13 protein-coding genes, 17 tRNA genes and 2 rRNA genes are annotated in these 17,612 nt (G+C 47.0%); 27 read left to right on the plus strand and 5 right to left on the minus strand.

All coding sequences use genetic code 11. The features are described 5' to 3' along the window. The 26 genes from AB4Z30_RS29105 to AB4Z30_RS29230 all read left to right on the plus strand — a co-directional run. Positions 1-80 (plus strand): 23S ribosomal RNA (locus AB4Z30_RS29105); the annotation flags it as partial. 154 nt (positions 81-234) lie between these two features. Next, a 5S ribosomal RNA gene (rrf, locus tag AB4Z30_RS29110) occupies positions 235-351 on the plus strand. A 35-nt stretch (positions 352-386) separates the two neighbouring features. Further along, a tRNA-Ile gene (locus AB4Z30_RS29115) sits at positions 387-460 on the plus strand. A gap of 27 nt (positions 461-487) precedes the next feature. Then, positions 488-563, plus strand: a tRNA-Ala gene (locus AB4Z30_RS29120). A 3-nt stretch (positions 564-566) separates the two neighbouring features. Then, positions 567-642: transfer RNA gene (locus AB4Z30_RS29125), tRNA-Asn, on the plus strand. Positions 643-646: 4 nt separating this feature from the next. Next, positions 647-718, plus strand: a tRNA-Glu gene (locus tag AB4Z30_RS29130). Between the two features lie 42 nt (positions 719-760). Beyond that, positions 761-836 (plus strand) — tRNA-Val (locus tag AB4Z30_RS29135). 18 nt (positions 837-854) lie between these two features. Continuing rightward, positions 855-928, plus strand: a tRNA-Met gene (locus AB4Z30_RS29140). 28 nt (positions 929-956) lie between these two features. Continuing rightward, positions 957-1,034: transfer RNA gene (locus tag AB4Z30_RS29145), tRNA-Asp, on the plus strand. A 163-nt stretch (positions 1,035-1,197) separates the two neighbouring features. Then, a tRNA-Phe gene (locus AB4Z30_RS29150) sits at positions 1,198-1,273 on the plus strand. A 20-nt stretch (positions 1,274-1,293) separates the two neighbouring features. Next, a tRNA-Thr gene (locus AB4Z30_RS29155) sits at positions 1,294-1,369 on the plus strand. Positions 1,370-1,375: 6 nt separating this feature from the next. After that, positions 1,376-1,461 (plus strand) — tRNA-Tyr (locus tag AB4Z30_RS29160). 10 nt (positions 1,462-1,471) lie between these two features. After that, positions 1,472-1,544 (plus strand) — tRNA-Lys (locus AB4Z30_RS29165). 12 nt (positions 1,545-1,556) lie between these two features. After that, positions 1,557-1,637, plus strand: a tRNA-Leu gene (locus AB4Z30_RS29170). An 11-nt stretch (positions 1,638-1,648) separates the two neighbouring features. Beyond that, positions 1,649-1,723 (plus strand) — tRNA-Gly (locus tag AB4Z30_RS29175). 6 nt (positions 1,724-1,729) lie between these two features. Continuing rightward, positions 1,730-1,806, plus strand: a tRNA-Arg gene (locus AB4Z30_RS29180). A gap of 21 nt (positions 1,807-1,827) precedes the next feature. Beyond that, positions 1,828-1,906 (plus strand) — tRNA-Leu (locus tag AB4Z30_RS29185). Between the two features lie 7 nt (positions 1,907-1,913). Further along, positions 1,914-1,987, plus strand: a tRNA-Pro gene (locus AB4Z30_RS29190). Positions 1,988-1,999: 12 nt separating this feature from the next. After that, positions 2,000-2,070: transfer RNA gene (locus AB4Z30_RS29195), tRNA-Gly, on the plus strand. A gap of 501 nt (positions 2,071-2,571) precedes the next feature. Then, the gene (gene iolD / locus AB4Z30_RS29200; RefSeq protein WP_441931107.1) at positions 2,572-4,437 is read left to right on the plus strand and encodes a 3D-(3,5/4)-trihydroxycyclohexane-1,2-dione acylhydrolase (decyclizing); all 1,866 of its coding nucleotides are present in this window, start codon (positions 2,572-2,574) and stop codon (positions 4,435-4,437) included. A 101-nt stretch (positions 4,438-4,538) separates the two neighbouring features. Next, positions 4,539-5,432, plus strand: coding sequence for a myo-inosose-2 dehydratase (iolE, locus tag AB4Z30_RS29205; protein ID WP_441931108.1), 894 nt, complete (start codon positions 4,539-4,541; stop codon positions 5,430-5,432). Between the two features lie 170 nt (positions 5,433-5,602). Further along, a complete protein-coding gene (gene iolC, locus AB4Z30_RS29210; protein ID WP_441931109.1) occupies positions 5,603-6,613 on the plus strand; it encodes a 5-dehydro-2-deoxygluconokinase in 1,011 nt (336 codons plus the stop codon). Between the two features lie 194 nt (positions 6,614-6,807). Beyond that, the gene (locus AB4Z30_RS29215; protein WP_441931110.1) at positions 6,808-8,283 is read left to right on the plus strand and encodes a CoA-acylating methylmalonate-semialdehyde dehydrogenase; all 1,476 of its coding nucleotides are present in this window, start codon (positions 6,808-6,810) and stop codon (positions 8,281-8,283) included. A 93-nt stretch (positions 8,284-8,376) separates the two neighbouring features. After that, positions 8,377-9,426 carry an inositol 2-dehydrogenase gene (gene iolG, locus AB4Z30_RS29220; protein WP_441931111.1) on the plus strand — a complete coding sequence of 350 codons (1,050 nt, stop codon included), beginning with the start codon at positions 8,377-8,379 and terminating at the stop codon, positions 9,424-9,426. Between the two features lie 114 nt (positions 9,427-9,540). Next, positions 9,541-10,347 carry a 5-deoxy-glucuronate isomerase gene (gene iolB, locus AB4Z30_RS29225; RefSeq protein ID WP_441931112.1) on the plus strand — a complete coding sequence of 269 codons (807 nt, stop codon included), beginning with the start codon at positions 9,541-9,543 and terminating at the stop codon, positions 10,345-10,347. A gap of 115 nt (positions 10,348-10,462) precedes the next feature. Further along, the gene (locus AB4Z30_RS29230) at positions 10,463-11,464 is read left to right on the plus strand and encodes a LacI family DNA-binding transcriptional regulator (protein WP_441931113.1); all 1,002 of its coding nucleotides are present in this window, start codon (positions 10,463-10,465) and stop codon (positions 11,462-11,464) included. Positions 11,465-11,595: 131 nt separating this feature from the next. Here the strand turns inward: AB4Z30_RS29230 and AB4Z30_RS29235 are convergent, their stop codons facing one another. From AB4Z30_RS29235 to AB4Z30_RS29250, 4 genes are all read right to left on the minus strand, one after another. Next, the gene (locus AB4Z30_RS29235; protein ID WP_441931114.1) at positions 11,596-13,572 is read right to left on the minus strand and encodes a methyl-accepting chemotaxis protein; all 1,977 of its coding nucleotides are present in this window, start codon (positions 13,570-13,572) and stop codon (positions 11,596-11,598) included. Positions 13,573-13,943: 371 nt separating this feature from the next. Continuing rightward, positions 13,944-14,303 (minus strand): hypothetical protein, encoded by a 360-nt coding sequence (locus AB4Z30_RS29240; RefSeq protein ID WP_441931115.1) that lies wholly within the window; start codon positions 14,301-14,303, stop codon positions 13,944-13,946. Between the two features lie 266 nt (positions 14,304-14,569). Continuing rightward, on the minus strand, positions 14,570-15,370 hold the full coding sequence (locus AB4Z30_RS29245) for a DUF4261 domain-containing protein (protein WP_441931116.1): 801 nt from the start codon (positions 15,368-15,370) through the stop codon (positions 14,570-14,572). A 115-nt stretch (positions 15,371-15,485) separates the two neighbouring features. Continuing rightward, entirely contained in the window at positions 15,486-15,851 is a 366-nt protein-coding gene (locus tag AB4Z30_RS29250; protein ID WP_441931117.1) for a DUF1304 domain-containing protein, read from the minus strand. 270 nt (positions 15,852-16,121) lie between these two features. Between AB4Z30_RS29250 and AB4Z30_RS29255 the strand changes: the two genes are divergently transcribed. Beyond that, positions 16,122-16,655 carry an MOSC domain-containing protein gene (locus tag AB4Z30_RS29255; RefSeq protein WP_441931118.1) on the plus strand — a complete coding sequence of 178 codons (534 nt, stop codon included), beginning with the start codon at positions 16,122-16,124 and terminating at the stop codon, positions 16,653-16,655. 30 nt (positions 16,656-16,685) lie between these two features. Here the strand turns inward: AB4Z30_RS29255 and AB4Z30_RS29260 are convergent, their stop codons facing one another. Further along, a complete protein-coding gene (locus AB4Z30_RS29260) occupies positions 16,686-17,531 on the minus strand; it encodes a DUF6597 domain-containing transcriptional factor (protein WP_441931119.1) in 846 nt (281 codons plus the stop codon). Between the last annotated feature and the right edge of the window lie 81 nt (positions 17,532-17,612).

Genomic DNA, 17,612 nt, shown 5'->3' on the forward strand with positions numbered 1-17,612 from the left:
CGACGAGGTAGATAGGCTGGGGGTGGAAGTGCAGCAATGCATGGAGCTGACCAGTACTAATCGGTCGAGGGCTTATCCAAATATGCAAGTTTTAAGTCGCGTGCGTTTCGTTTCGAATCTAGTTTTCAGAGAACAACACTCTGAATGAARTGRAAATKGGTACATCACGGAATGTGTGTATGATTTTCAGTTTCAACATGATATGGAAGAAGCCGTAGCTTCGATCCAATCGCGTTTGGTGGCGATGGCGGAGGGGTTCCACACGTACCCATCCCGAACACGACCGTTAAGCCCTCTAGCGCCGATGGTACTTGGACCGCAGGGTCCTGGGAGAGTAGGACGCCGCCAAGCGGAACCCCAATGGGGTATTTTTTTTCGAATGATAGGGGCCTTTAGCTCAGTTGGTTAGAGCGCACCTCTGATAAGGGTGAGGCCGGTGGTTCGAGTCCACCAAGGCCCATAGTAAYTAAAKAAGAAGTACATGTATGGGGCCATAGCTCAGCTGGGAGAGCGCCTGCCTTGCAAGCAGGAGGTCAGCGGTTCGATCCCGCTTGGCTCCACCATTTTCCCTGATAGCTCAGTTGGTAGAGCACTCGACTGTTAATCGAGTTGTCACAGGTTCGAGTCCTGTTCGGGGAGCCATTAAGGCCCGTTGGTCAAGGGGTTAAGACACCTCCCTTTCACGGAGGTAACAGGGGTTCGAATCCCCTACGGGTCATACGAAGTGAGAGTACCCCCTACGGGTCATAGCAATACCTATGGAGGCTTAGCTCAGCTGGGAGAGCATCTGCCTTACAAGCAGAGGGTCGGGGGTTCGATCCCCTCAGCCTCCACCATATACTTTTTTCTAATGACGCGGGGTGGAGCAGCCCGGTAGCTCGTCGGGCTCATAACCCGAAGGCCGCAGGTTCAAATCCTGCCCCCGCAATTGTAGCTTTCCTAACGGAAAGTGATTTGGAACCGTGGTGTAGTTGGCCTAACATGCCTGCCTGTCACGCAGGAGATCGCGGGTTCGAATCCCGTCGGTTCCGCCATCTTTACAAGCTTCAGGGATGAGAATCCGTTTGTGGGTTCGTCGGAGCATTTACTTCGAGAGCATATGCTTCGCAGTCTCGAACGAAGTGAGAGTATCCCGTCGGTTCCGCCATTTCTACTAGCATTAAGAATGGGAAACCATCTTGGAGTGAGTTTTAATATGGCTCGGTAGCTCAGTCGGTAGAGCAGAGGACTGAAAATCCTCGTGTCGGCGGTTCGATTCCGTCCCGAGCCACCATTAATACAACAATTTGATACGCCGGTGTAGCTCAACTGGTAGAGCAACTGACTTGTAATCAGTAGGTTGGGGGTTCAAGTCCTCTCGCCGGCACCACTTTATGGAGGATTAGCGAAGTGGCCAAACGCATCAGACTGTAAATCTGCTCCCGTACGGGTTCGGTGGTTCGAATCCATCATCCTCCACCAGTTTTATTATGAGTCATTAGCTCAGTTGGTAGAGCACCTGACTTTTAATCAGGGTGTCGAAGGTTCGAATCCTTCATGACTCACTTTTAYTAYATGCGCGTGTGGCGGAATTGGCAGACGCACTAGACTTAGGATCTAGCGTCTTTGACGTGGGGGTTCAAGTCCCTCCACGCGCATCCTTTATTTTGCGGAAGTGGCTCAGCGGTAGAGCATCGCCTTGCCAAGGCGAGGGTCGCGGGTTCGATTCCCGTCTTCCGCTCCAATATWTGCGCCCTTAGCTCAGCTGGATAGAGCGTTTGACTACGAATCAAAAGGCCGGGAGTTCGAATCTCTCAGGGCGCGCCATTATAACTAAATTTAAACTATGCCGGCGTGGCGGAATGGCAGACGCGCTCGACTCAAAATCGAGTGGGAAACCGTGGAGGTTCGAGTCCTCTCGCCGGTATATTTAACGGGATGTAGCTCAGCTTGGTAGAGCACCTGGTTTGGGACCAGGGGGTCGCATGTTCAAATCGTGTCATCCCGATTTTTGGTTTATGCGGGTGTAGTTCAATGGTAGAACTTTAGCCTTCCAAGCTAATAGCGTGGGTTCGATTCCCATCACCCGCTTTATATATTGAAGAAGAAGGAGACACAATTTGTGTTCTCTTTCTTTTTTTGCATGAAAAAGAAGTTATTCCTTTTCCTATATTATGTGGCCAAGCCTTCGTCGTATTTCCTCAGCAATTCTCTTAAACAACATTCAATGAACTCCCCTGTTGCACTCCAGCTAGATTTTTGAATTACTCTTGATCCCTCGATTTCAAACCCACCATGCGTTTTAATAACATGAGAGTTTCTTATATGAAATATGAATCATTACTTATACTTTATATTCCTCTAGCATTACCCTAGCAATCGAAGGGATAATAATCCCCCTGATTCGTACTTCCTCACCCCTTATTTTACGCAAATCAATCCTAATTTTAATAAAACGCTTACAAAAATAGCTTGCGAAAATTCTCAGCCTGTAATACCATATGAATTAAGCGCTTAACCTTCAGGGGTAAGGCGCTTAAACTTAACTTAGATTAAGCGCTTAACCCGTAAAGGAAAGGATGGCGATCAATCATGACAACGATTCGACTAACGATGGCTCAGGCCTTGCTTCGTTACCTAGATCAGCAGTATATCTCGGTAGATGGGGTAGAAACCAAGTTTGTAAAAGGAATTATCGGAATATTTGGACACGGCAATGTAACAGGAATCGGGGAAGCACTAGAACGTAGCCCTGGAAGCCTGACGTATATGCAAGGTAAAAACGAACAAGGTATGGTGCACACAGCTGCAGCTTATGCCAAACAGAAGAACCGCAAACAGATCTACGCATGTACTACGTCTATTGGCCCTGGTGCACTGAATATGATTACTGCCGCAGCAACAGCAACGGTGAACCGGATTCCGGTATTGCTTCTCCCAGGAGATAACTTTGCTACGCGAGAGCCAGATCCAGTATTACAACAACTCGAAGTAAGCAGTGACTATACGATATCTGCTACAGATCCGTTCAAAGCGGTCAGCAAATACTGGGATCGCATCGTGCGCCCTGAACAGCTCATGGTTGCTGTTACACATGCAATGCGTGTACTGACTGACCCAGCGGAGACCGGAGCTGTCACGCTAGCATTGCCTCAGGATGTTCAGGCAGAAGCATATGACTACCCGGAATCTTTCTTTGCTCGCAAGGTGCATTATCTGGATCGCCGGCCACCTGTTCCAGCAGCCATTGGACGGGCAACGAAGCAGATCGCCCATAGCAAAAAGCCCCTACTCGTTGCAGGTGGTGGGGTGCTCTACTCTGAGGCATCTTCACAATTGATCGAGTTCGCAGAAGCCTTTGGTATTCCGATTGCTGAGACGCAGGCTGGCAAGAGCGCAGTATCTTGGGAACACCCGCTTAATGTGGGGGCCATCGGGGTTACCGGTTCTCTGGCTGCCAATCGCTTGGCTAAAGAAGCAGATGTAGTGATTGGCGTGGGGACAAGGTTCTCCGATTTCACCACGGCGTCACATGCTGCTTTTCAAAACCCAGAAGTATCCTTTATCAATATCAATTTGAATAGTATGGATGCTGCAAAGTTAGGCGGGGAAGCTATTCTGGCTGATGCCCGTGAAGGCTTGCAGGCGTTGCAACAAGAATTGAAGGCACAACAGTACAGCAGTGCTTATGGTTCATCTGAAGTGGCTGAACTTCGTGATGAATGGAATACAGAAGTGGATCGACTCTACGCTGCCGAGCATGAAGCTGGTCTGGCGCAGACGAAAGCCGTTGGTATCGTAAATCGCACGATTGATCCATCTTCAGTGATTGTCTGTGCAGCAGGAAGCCTTCCAGGTGACTTGCATCGTTTGTGGCGTTCGACTGAACCGAAGACATACCACATGGAGTATGGATTCTCTTGCATGGGATATGAGGTCAGTGGCGCATTCGGAGCAGCACTTGCAGAGCCGGATCGTGAAGTCTACGCCATGGTGGGTGACGGCAGTTACCTGATGTTGCATTCGGAACTGGTTACAAGTCTGCAGGAACAGAAGAAAATGACGGTTCTTTTATTTAATAATAATGGCTTTCAGTGCATTCATAATCTGCAACGTGAGCACGGAAGTGACGGATTCGGGAACGAGTTCCGTTATCGTGAAACAGACAGTGGCCGTTTGACGGGTGAGTATATGCCTATGGATTTTGCGGCTCACGCTCGCAGTATGGGAGCAAAAGCATATCGCGCAGAAACTGCGGAGCAACTGGAACAGGCACTTCGTGACGCCAAGAACGAGACGGTAACAACGTTGATTGAAATTCCAGTTGTACCGGGAACCAACACAGGCGGATATGAGTCATGGTGGAATGTCGGGGTGCCTGAAGTATCTGTTGAGGAAAAAGTAGTTCGGGCCCACGAGACGATGAAATCGAATCGCGGCAAAGCAAAACTGGTGTAATTCACGCTACTAATCTCATCTACTCATTTATTTTATAAATAAATCTCTTCTCATAAAGATAAAGTCTGACAAAGCTGAACAACAAAAGGAGCCGTGGAACCATGAGCAAGCTGCCATTCCAGCTTGGGATTCATCCGATCAATTGGGTCGGCGAAGATGTGAAGGAACATGGTGATGATACAACATGTGCCCAGATTCTGGACGATATCCAGCGTCTTGGATTGACGGGTACTGAGATGGGACGCAAGTATCCGACCGATCCCGCTATACTGCGTGAAGAGCTGAGCAAGCGGAATATTAATCTAATCTCCCAGTGGAAATCCGTACTATTCTCCGATCCGGCATATCGCCAAGCGGAACTGGACGACTATCGTAGGCATGCTGAATTTCTGCAGTCCATGGGCAGTAAGGTCATTAGTACAGCTGAGGTTGGCGGGTCACTCCATTTTGATCCAAGACGGACACCACATGAAAAAGAAGTACTCAGACTCAGCGATGCCGAATGGCATGTTCTTGCTGAAGGTTTGAACCAAGCTGGTGCCATTGCCCAGGAGTATGGGCTTAAGCTCACCTATCATCATCACGGAGGCACGGTAGTTGAGCAACCTGAGGAAATTGATCGTTTGATGGAGCTCACAGACCCTTCAATGGTCTACTTACTTTTTGATACAGGCCATGCCTATTATGGCGGCGCTGATCCACTTGAGGTGCTGCGTAAACATTATGACCGGATTGCCTACATCCATCTGAAGGATATTCGCCCGGATGTGCTTGATCAGGCACGAGCAGAGCAATCTGACTTTGTTGGTTGTATTCGCAGAGGTGTATTCACCGTACCGGGAGATGGTTGCATTGATTTTGCACCGATTCTGCAGGAACTGATCAATCGCGGATACAACGGCTGGGCGATGCTCGAAGGGGAACAAGATCCTGCCATTCATAATCCGTATGAGTATGCGAAACGTTCTCTGAGTTACATGGAGTCTCTGTACTAGGGCAGTAAAGACAGCGAAATTAGAGACAGTTAACCAACCTAGCATCTGCAGGTAAGAAAATAGAACAAAGTTCAGAAGAATAGAATGAATCCAACATGATTTCATGTCTTTGGAGTAAGAATTCTCTCCTAACCAATCGAGATTCCACCATAGAAAGGGGCTCAACCGCAATGACTTACGTATCCTTTCCAGCATCCAGGAAAAAGGATTTCACTGCCATTGGCCGCTTGTGCATCGACTTGAATGCCAATGAGATCAACCGTCCGATGGAAGAGACGATGACGTTCACCAAATACGTTGGCGGTTCTCCGGCCAATATTACAATCGGCATGTCCAGACTTGGAATGGAGACAGCTTTCATCGGCAAAATCGCAGGTGATCAGATGGGCAGATTCATCCAAAGTTATCTGGAGAAGAACGGGATCGATACCTCCAATGTAGTGACGGACARCACTGGGGCTGTAACGGGCCTGGCTTTTACCGAAATCAAGAGCCCGACAGATTGCAGTATTCTGATGTACCGGGATAATGTAGCGGATCTGTTATTGCAGGCCAGCGAGGTACAGGAGCAACTGATTGCAGATTCCAAAGTACTGTTGATTTCTGGTACGGCTCTTGCGCAGAGTCCGTCACGGGAAGCCGTTATTCAAGCTCTGACTTATGCAAAAAAACATGGCACTGTCATCGTATTTGATTTGGACTACCGTCCATATACTTGGACTTCGGATGAAGAGACAGCAGTCTACTATAATCTCGCTGCCGAGAAATGCGATATCATCCTGGGCACACGGGAAGAGTTCGATATGATGGAGACGTTTGAGAATAACCCGGATCATAATGATCAGGTGACAGCACAGAAATGGTTTGATTTTTCAGCAAAAATCGTTGTGATCAAGCACGGAAAAGAAGGTTCCATCGCGTATACGCGTGAAGGGCTCTCACACCGGGCTAACAGTTATCCTGCTCGTGTCGTAAAAACATTTGGTGCAGGCGACTCTTACGCTGCAGGATTCCTCTACGGCTTAATGCAAGGCTGGACGATTGAACGCAGTATGGGCTACGGAAGTGCTGCAGCAAGTATCGTTATCTCCAGTCACAGCTGCTCGGATGCGATGCCGACTGTAGAACAGGTGAATGAGTATATCGAACGCTGCAACCGGGGCGAGATTATTCCGTCTTGATGAACTGCGTATTCGATTACGACCCACAGTACTTTATAAGCAAGCAATATATAGATAACAGTCAGCCGTAATACAGATGGCATTGATCTAGATGACCCATGTTGAATCAATGGGACTTCGTGATCCGAAGATACGCATTGGATAGGAAAGAAATGCACAGAAGAAACGCACATAAACGAGGGGAGACAGTACACATGGGAAAAGGAACTTCAGAAGCGTCTGCAACAGTGACGAATGTACAGAACTGGATCGGGGGTACTTGGGTAACCCCGACGACAACACGAACCGAAGCGGTTGTTAACCCGGCTACGGAAGAGATCATTGCATATGTGCCGCTGTCTGAACAAGCCGATGTCGATCAGGCAGTGCAAGCTGCACGGGCAGCATTCAAATCATGGAGCACCACACCGGTTCCTCGCCGTGCCCGCATTCTATTCCGTTATCAGCAGCTGCTGGTAGAGTACTGGGAAGAGCTGGCCAAACTGGTGACACTGGAGAACGGTAAAAGTTATGCCGAAGCTTATGGAGAAGTATTGCGCGGTATTGAGTGCGTTGAATTCGCGGCAGGTGCGCCGAACCTCATGATGGGCAAACAGTTGCCTGACATCGCTACAGGACTGGAATCAGGCATGTACCGTTACCCAATCGGGGTTATCGGGGGAATCACTCCTTTCAACTTCCCGATGATGGTACCGTGCTGGATGTTCCCGCTGGCGATTGCCTGTGGTAACACCTTTGTCTTGAAACCGTCTGAACGTACACCGCTTCTGGCGGGACGTTTGGCAGAACTTTTCAAAGAAGCGGGACTTCCAGACGGCGTACTCAACATCGTTCACGGTGCACATGACGTTGTAAACGGACTGCTTGAGCATAAAGAAGTGGCTGCCATTTCGTTTGTTGGCTCACAACCTGTTGCTGAATACATCTACAAAACAGCTTCAGCACACGGTAAACGTGTTCAGGCACTCGCTGGAGCGAAAAATCACTCCATCGTTATGCCGGATGCTGATCTCGATCTAACCGTAAAAGAGATCACAAGTGCAGCATTTGGATCAGCTGGCGAACGTTGCATGGCTTGTTCCGTCGTTGTCGCTGTTGGCGATGTAGCAGATGCGTTAGTTCAAAAGTTGGTGGAAGCTGCTGACCGCATCAACATCGGTAACGGCATGGACGAAGGCGTATTCCTGGGTCCGGTAATCCGCGGACCGCACAAAGAGCGTACACTGGGTTACATTGAGTCAGGTGAAAAGGAAGGCGCAACCTTGATTCGGGATGGACGCAAGGATCAAGCGACAGACGGCTCCGGTTATTTTGTCGGACCAACTGTATTTGATCATGTAGATAGCACCATGAAAATCTGGAAAGATGAAATCTTTGCTCCTGTTCTTTCGGTAGCAAGAGTAGAAACGCTGGAAGAAGCGGTAGAACTGGCAAACCGTTCAGACTTTGCTAACGGGGCATGTCTGTTTACTCGCAGCGGTGCGAATATGCGCCAGTTCCGTGAAACGATTGAAGCGGGTATGCTAGGCGTGAATCTGGGTGTACCAGCGCCGATGGCCTTCTTCCCATTCTCTGGTTGGAAGAAATCCTTCTACGGTGATCTGCATGCTAACGGCACGGATGGTGTGGAGTTCTACACTCGCAAAAAAATGGTAACCACACGCTGGTAATCGTTTAACGCACAGTACGTATGTGCAATACAGGGGCTGAGTGATTACTCAGCTTCCAGACACCATAGGGATGCAAATAGGGAGGATAACGGAATGGGCAAGGACAAAGTAAGAATTGGCATCATCGGTGCTGGACGCATCGGTAAAATCCATGCAGACAACCTGCTGCGTAACCCGCATGCTGAGATTGTCGCGATCAGTGATTTGTTTGCAGGACCTGAACTGGAGGCATGGGCCTCCGAGCGCGGTATCTCTGTTGTAACCAAAGATAGCAACGAGCTCATTGCCATGCCAAACATTGATGCGGTATTAATCTGTTCTTCAACAGATACGCATGTACCTTTGATCGAGCAGGCAGCACAAGCGGGTAAACACATTTTCTGTGAGAAGCCGGTAAGTATGGACTTGTCCCAGACCGAAGCGGCTGTAGCGACTGTAGCAAAGGCTGGCGTGAAGCTTCAGATCGGATTTAATCGCCGCTTTGACCACAATTTTAGAAGAGTACGCTCCCATGTGTTAGAAGGCACGATCGGTGATCCACATATTCTCAAGATTACATCCCGTGACCCGAGCCCGCCACCTGCGGAATATATCCGTGTGTCCGGCGGAATCTTCATGGATATGATGATCCATGATTTCGATATGGCCCGGTTCCTGTCCGGCAGTGAAGTAGAGGAAGTTTATGCCAAAGGCAAGGTGCTCATTAACCCGGTATTCGCCGAGCATGGCGATGTGGATACAGCCATCGTTACGTTGACATTTGCGAGTGGAGCGATTGGGGTTATCGATAACAGCCGTCAGGCTGTGTATGGATATGATCAACGTGTGGAAGTATTCGGTTCGCTGGGCAGCGCTTCGGCGGATAATGATCATCCGAATACAGCAGAGATTAGCACTGCAGCTGGACTGATGCGTGACAAGCCACTGCACTTCTTCCTTGAACGTTACAATGAAGCGTATGTACAAGAGACTGCTCTTTTCATTGATGCCATTATTCATGACAAACCGGTTATTGTAGATGGTAACGATGCTGTACAAGCGGAGCGGATCGCTTTGGCAGCCAAGATGTCCATGGAGCAGGGAAGACCTGTGAAGATGACAGAAGTTCCAGGTGCATCGCGTGAGACGCAACCGGCAAATTAATTAGAATTTAGTAGAAGTTGCAAAGCAATTTTGTATTCAAATAAATGAACGATACCGTCACACAAGGATTAGATCAGGTGATAGCAGACGAGTATGGAAGGAGTGAAAGGCAACATGTCAGAACTTATCGTTAAACCTGCCGCAAACCCAAAGGAAGACGGGACAATATTGACCGTGACTCCGGAATCTGCTGGATGGGAATACGTCGGATTTCAGGTTGCGAAACTAGCAGCAGGGGAGAAGCTAAGCCGTGAGAGTGGAGACCAGGAGCTCTGTGTTGTGCTTCTCAGCGGGCTTGCAAACGTAAGTACTCGGGAGCATACGTGGGAGAATATCGGGAAACGGATGAGTGTATTCGAAAAAATCCCTCCGTACTCCGTCTATGTGTCCACGTCAGATCAGGTGGAGGTTACCGCCCTTACCGATCTGGAGATCGCGATTTGTGTTGCCCCGGGTAAAGGGACGTATCCTTCGCGTCTAATTGCGCCTGAAGATGTAGGTGTGGAAGGGCGCGGTTACGGCAATCTGGAGCGTCATATCCATAACATTTTACCAGAGCAAAAAGAAGCAGACAGCCTGCTGGTCGTTGAAGTATTTACACCGGATGGTCACTGGTCGAGCTATCCGCCGCATAAACATGATCGGGATGCCTTGCCAGATGAATCATTGCTGGAGGAAACGTATTATTTCCGTGTGCAGCCAGAGCAGGGTTTTGCCATTCAACGCGTCTATACGGATGATCGCTCTGTGGATGAGACACTTGCAGTGAAGAACGGCGAAGTAGTGCTTGTGCCGAACGGATACCATCCGGTAGGTGCTCCTCCGGGATATGAAGTCTATTATCTGAATGTGATGGCAGGGCCGACACGAACGTGGAAGTTCCATAACGACCCTGATCATGAGTGGCTTTTCAAAAAGTAAAAGTCATAAGTAATTCTGTCTTCACATTGCGTAAGCAGTATTCCCCCTTCATAATAAGAAGAGAATAATCATCTATGTATAATGAATTTATATATAGCACAAATGGGGAAAAACGATGAAAGCAACCATTTACGATATAGCACGCGAGGCGGGGGTATCTATTGCCACCGTCTCGCAGGTGATTAACGGAAAAGGCAAGATCAGCGAGAAGCGTCGTGCCGAGATTATGGAGATCATGGAGCGGCTTCACTATCAACCGAGCGCAATTGCTGCTGCACTGACAGGTAAACAGACGTATACGCTAGGTCTGCTTGTACCGGATATTTCGAATCCGTATTTTGCCGAGCTTGCCCGGGCAGTGGAGGATCGCAGCCGCCAGTTAGGGTATAGTGTGGTGATCTGTAGTACGGATAACAAGGACGAGCGGGTAGAGCGATACCTGAACCTGTTGCAGCAAAAAAGAGTCGACGGCATGATGATCGGTACCGGGATCGATAATGCCGAAATTCTATCACCGCTCTTGCAGCAGTCCATGCCTGTTGCGCTGATTGCCCGCCATATGCCCGCATTGTCGGTGCATACGGTCACTATTGATGATATGCTTGGCGGTACTCTGGCCGCCGAGCATCTGCTTGAACTTGGACATACGCGTCTGGCGGTCTTGTCTGAGCCATCCAAAGTCAGCAGCAGTCAGGAGCGGGTGCGTGGCTTCCGTGAAGCTCTACAGCGAGCAGGACATGTACTGGAGCCTGATCAGATTCGCGAATCAGCTGCCGATCTGGGTTCTGCCAAACATGAGGCATTGCGGCTGCTCAGTGAGCAGAACCATGCTACAGGTATATTTTGTTGTAATGATATACAGGCGATTGGTGCAATTCAAGCAGCCAAGGAACGGGGACTACGTGTTCCTGAGGATGTATCCATTATCGGATTCGACAATACGATTTTGGCTTCTGTGACTAGTCCGCCATTGACCACGATTGCTCAGCCTATTGAGGAGCTTGGGCGTTATGCCGTCGATATCCTTATCGAAGAATTAAGGGATAACAACAAAGAGCCGCAGAAGCGAATTCTAAAGCCTGAACTGGTGGTAAGGGAAACGACAGGACACAGGTGAAGGTCTTCTTAGAAGAGAGAGATACGGAGTTCAGAGGTTAGCCCTCCATATCAAAGTGGGTTTGAATACAAATAGAAGCCGCGTGATCCTTTATAGGAGACGCGGCTTATTTGCAATCAAAGAGAGGTTGATTATATTTTAAACTTCTTAACTTCGTCAAACAGGGTGTTTGCATGATGTGACAACTCTTTAGAACGTTCCGAGATCGTTGTGATGTAATTGAATTGTTCTTGGGTCGAAGATGCAACTTCCTCTGTGGAAGCAGCACTCTGCTCCGACATTGCAGCGACACTGGAGATAACTTCAGAAATTTTTCCAGCGTTATTATCGAGTTCTGTAGTGGCCGCGGAAACATGTCTTACCTGAAGATCAATGCCATCTATGGATTGTTTGATCCGTGCGAAGACATTCCGCATTTCGTGAACAGAAGTCACTTGCTGTTGAATAGCTTGCTCGGCAGAAGTTACTTCATTTACACTTTGTTCACTTGCTGTGTGAATTTCGTTAAGCAAAACAATAATACTTTCAACAGACTGTGAGGACTGCTCAGCCAATTTGCGCACCTCATTAGCGACAACAGCAAATCCATTGCCCTGTGTCCCCGCTCTGGCTGCTTCAATGGAAGCATTTAGTGCAAGCAGGTTGGTCTGTGCTGATATATCTCGAATCATGCTGGCGATACTCTCAATTTTTTGTGATTTTTCTGCCAGTAAATGAATAGCTCCACCGACTCTATCAATGGAAGTACGATTATCTTCGGCAAGTGCTACCTGAGCATCAACGGATTGTAAACCTACTGACATCGCTTCTGTAACCTCCTGCATCATCATGACAGACTGCTCTACATTGTCATTGATACCGTTCACTGTCTGGCTCATGGCACTTAGACGGTTCGATCCTTCATAGACTGATTCTGCCTGACTGCTTGATCCTTGGGCAAGCTCATCTGTAGCAATAAAAATCTGTTCGGCAATACGCTGGGTGTTGCCCGTGTGGTTTTCCATAACCATGGAGATATCTTGAACCTGATCAGCAGAGCTCCTCACCTTCTGAAGTAATATGCTGAGATGATCAGACATCGTATTGAAAGCAACCCCAAGTTCAGCAAATTCATCTGAACCTTTAGTATCTACCCGACCCGTAAAATCGCCGTGGGACATCTGACCCGACATGAATTGCAAGCGCTTAAGAGGTTTGATAAAACGAGTTGCGACCCAATAAGCTATCGTTAGTACCGTCAACAATGTAATTGCGATAATAAGGATATATTGATTCCGTAATTGATAATACTCGGAATAGGCCAGTTTCTCCGATATAACTGAACCGACAATCCAACCCGTAGTCGGGATTTGTTTATAATAGAGCAACAGATTTTCACCATTGTATTGAAATGACCTCTGTCCTGATGCATTAGCCTGCATATCTGCGAGCAAAGGGCCTAATTGATCATTGTCCGCTGCTGAAGTACTTGCGAGATTAGCCTCCGGATGAGCGAGAATAACTCCCTTTTTGTCGAGCATGAAGGCATATCCTAATCCATCCAGATCAATCTGATTCACTGTATCGGTTAGTTTCGAAAGGAGGATGTCAGAAGCCACCACCCCCTGTAATGCACCGCTCTTTGTTTTTACTGGCATAGCAATAGACACCGTAAATTGTTTAGATTTGTTATCGATGTATGGGTCGGTAAAAATCAGTTTATCCGCCTGCACGGCTTCTTTATACCAGGAACGTTTTCTGGGATCATAGTCTGCAGCCTGCTCGAAATCAGAACCATTCATAAACTGGCCGTCTTCGTTGCCGTAATATAAGTCTTCTAAGTTATTGGAGTTAGTACCCTTATACATGATAGATAAATAATCTTCATCGAGATTAGAAGCAGGGACAGCTTCCTGGATGACTAATCCTAGCGTTTCTACTAATTTCTCGTTCCCGTGTAACCATCCATCTAACTGAAATGTTGCACTCGATACTAGTCCATTTAGTTTATTGTTCACACTTTGGGATGCCTGTTTTTCGGTTTGAACTAAACCAAGTGGTGCAAGTGCACCTGCAGTTACCAAAACAGTGATGGAGAAGGCTAACATTAATTTCAATTTCAGTTTCATATTTTACATTTCCCCCCAGATGTAGTATGTATTTAGTGTGTTATAAGCTTATAAATTATATCGACATATACTATTGAATCATTTACTAAATAAGCCTGTTATTAAATGGTAGAGGGGAAGGTCATAAAGGGAAAAACACATATAAATGGGGGAGATGGAAGGAAAGGACGGAATTTTATGTATCGGAATAGAGAGCGTTATTTTGGTTAGTATGGCATTTATGGGGGATAATGGGATAACTATTCTAAAGGGGAGATATTATCGATGTTGCGTTAAGAAAAAGCGGCCTCTCACGAGAACCGCTCTATTGTTTGTTCTATCTAGCATAATTTCCCTGCAATGTTCTGTCCAATTTGTAAAATTGCGTGCTTTTATTTCATTAAAAAGGCCAATGCTTCATCATACGTTTCCCATTGGAATTCCGTCTGGTGCTCTGATTCTTTGGAGATCCGATTGAGCTGCATTTTGGCGATCGCTCCACCAACAGCTACGCTAGCTCGCTTCATGCCCATGTCCTTCAGTCGTTTTTGATGATCCACAATCTTCTCCTTGGTGTCTTGCGGGAAAGCTTTCATATGTGTCATATCAACCAGTACATCAAATGTTTTGCCCAGTTGCGAAGCAATTTGTTCTATCTCCGCGTTGACTTGGTCGACCTGTTCTGGTGAGACGATCCCATCCCAGATGATTTCAATAATCGGTTTTGTTGAATCCAAACGTCTGACAGACATAAAAGCAACTCCTCATTCATTATTTTATGTAGTTTATAAGTCTATTAGCCTATTAATTATACTGATTTCTGCTATAAATGAATATGGATTTCACATGATTGTAGTTCTTATGGCCTATATAATCCTATTGGAGTAAAATTCAGGGAAATGGAGAGGGTTGAGCCTGATAAATCCGCACTTTAATAGACAAAAGCCGCCCGAAATTAGATTTCGAACGGCCTGAATCAGGAGTACATATACTTGGACACCATAGACCACCAAGAAGATTACAAGCCAATCTTCAGACTTTCCCCTTCAGTCGCAATTCCCTTGGAACGGGTAATACTTAATTTCTGCTCTGCAGTAAATCCGAGAGTCTCCCCATCATGCAAGGTGACATCATTTTCGACCACATAAGTGGTGGTCATAAACATCATTTCAAAGACATCACTTAATGGCTTGGATGATCCGGTAATCTCCATCTCAACTTTCCCGAAGTTACGCAGGCCGTACGTATATGCTGAAGCGCCTTCGGTGTTTTGATACAGACCAATGAACACCCATAGAGGTACCGGTAATTCATCCTCTTTGAGCCCACGGCTTACCTCCACATACTTACCTGCTTCAACGACAAGTGGAGACATATAGATTGCGAGAGCATGATCCAATTGCAGTAATGCGGATGCGGTTTGAGTAAAAAGGATATGTCCCTGGATAGCATCTGTTGCATTGAGAACAGATACAATGATCTGAGACTGGTGCCGTGCAGTCACCTGCTCAGCTTCTGGCCAAAGAATGTTTAACTTCGCATTCTCCTCCACCTCTCGATCAGGTACAGGCGCGGCAATGTGAGCGCACACGACCTGCACTCCATCGACTTCAAAGAAGAGATTGCCTTCCTCGGCTTGTTCATGAATCTCAATATTCCATTCTATCTTCATCCGGTCGATAAAAAAATTAAAATCGCATTCTTCCCGTTCTAATAACACAAATCCGACAATGGTTTGACTATAATCCGTCTGCGGAGCTGCAACGCTGGATTGTGCCTTTTCCTTTTTGCGCCGACGCAGCTTGTCAAACAGTCCCATGACATGTTCCCCTCTCTACTCCCAGAACCATTCTGGTGATTGGTAAGATATACTTTATACTTCCTACCTTACCATATCCGAGGGTTCAGTCGCAGATTATGCCCGTTTTAACTAGTTACAGGAACAATACAAGCAAAAGTGCTATGATTGCCGGCAAACCTTGCTTGATAATAATGGATCGTGAAGAAGTCGCACCGCCGTAGAGAGCTGCAATAATTACACAAGCTAAGAAGAAAATCTGAATATGCAATCCAACACTGGAATCCGGGTATAACAGTCCCCAGATCAGACCAGCTGCAAGAAAACCGTTATATAGACCTTGGTTGGCTGCAAGAGCTTTGGTAGATCCGGCAAACTCCGGTGTAGTGCCAAACGTTTTCATCGTGCGTGGACGTGTCCACATGAACATCTCCATAATCATAATATAGAAGTGTTCAACAGCTACAAGAGCGACAAAAATAGTACCGATCAAAAGAAACACCCTGCTTTCTATATGTAATGAACTCCCAACATACTTAATATATAGATTAGCATAAAAACGGGAATTTTCAAATTAATTTTTTGCAATTTAATTGCGTATACTGTAAGTGGGTTTTATTCACTATTTTCTACTGACTTCATATGAGGGGAAAGATCATAAGATATACCTATCATCATCTGCCATTTGTCAAAGATTCATACACAGGGTAATAACGTTTAGGACAAAAAGGAAAGTGGATTTTGGATTGATCCAGAAAGGGAGGGGAATTTCATGGGAACAGCTCAGTTTGTTTTGCTTGCAGATGATCCATCTACATTTGTGACAAGGGTAGTGCCGTTCATTGATATTGAACTTGCTGGAATTCCTGGGGATCGGCATTACGGTCTGTTAAGACCAGCAGATTCCCGTCAGAAAATCTACAAGCGCGGTACACCGATTGCCAATCGCCGGCAGATCAGTATCGTTTCAGAGGAAGAGTGTGCTTTGATTGCCCAGAAAATGAACATCCCTGAAGTCCGCCCTGAGTGGCTGGGTGCCAATATGCTGGTTCGCGGCATAGAGCATTTGACCGAATTGTCCGTGGGAACAAGACTTCTGTTTCCTGATGGAACAGGCTTGATCTGTGAAGGGGAGAATCTGCCTTGCGTACATCCGGGGAAAGTGATTGAGCAGGTCTACGGACAGGAGGGTTTGCGCAAAAAGTTTGTACCAGCTGCTCGCAAAAAACGCGGTATCGTCTGTTCCGTTGAGCGTGAGGGTGTTATTCATACAGGAGACACCATTGAAGTAATACGCCTGCCGTAGAACCCCGTCAGGCGTATTTGGCGTTGAGCATCACTCGTCGTGGCTTTTGTCTGTACCTAATGGAATAGGGCCAGACAACAGCATATATTCTTCAGGTGTGCTGCCGATAATAGATTTAAAGTCTTTGGTGAAATGGGATTGATCATGGTATCCCAGGTCTTGAGATAACTTGCTTAAGTCGCAGGTTAAGCCGTGTTCTATGCATTCCGCTGCATTTTGCAGACGATATAATTGAATGACCGTTTTGGGGCTGATGCCTACATATTGATTAAACAAACGCTGTAGCTTTCGAGTGTGCAGATCCCAGCGAGCTGAGAGCTGATCTACTCTGAGCAGATCACGATCCTGCTCGATGTGCTGCACGATAGTATAGATCAAGTTCGCTTCCGTATCCTCTTTGGGAAGGCGTGCAGATAATACCTGATCCATATAGCTCACCTTTTTTTCCGTGGAGAGATCACCTAACAAAATATCTTCTAAGTCCTCAGCGCGGATTCCGAGTAGGCCGGATACCTCTAGCGGTTTTCCGTAAAGTGTAGAAACAGGCGATTGAAGGAAGGGGTGGAATCCTCCCGGTTTGAACTTCACACCGAACACAAGGCCTTTGCCATGAATAGAGTAGGTAAACTTTTGATCGGAAGGCCCGAAAAAAAAGGTTTTGTTGCGCTCAACGACAAGATTAACACAAGGATTGGGTATCACATGTTGTGGATATGATGCACGCTCTGCAAGATCCCAAGACACCATCCAGTAATGTTTGACAAAAGGGCTCAGCACCTCGGCGGGACGCAATCGTGTCAATTGATATTGCTGCTTGCCTTCTTCCATATGAAGCAGTCCCATAGGGGGAGTTGCCGGATTGACTGTGCTTTTCATCCCTGCATCCTCTCTTTCTCTTTCGATATGATGGTGGAGTGACTTCGGTCCATTGGATCTCCCATTAGTATAACTGATATT

The sequence above is a fragment of the Paenibacillus sp. 2TAF8 genome, from assembly GCF_052114825.1.
Classification (GTDB): Bacteria; Bacillota; Bacilli; order Paenibacillales; family Paenibacillaceae; genus Paenibacillus.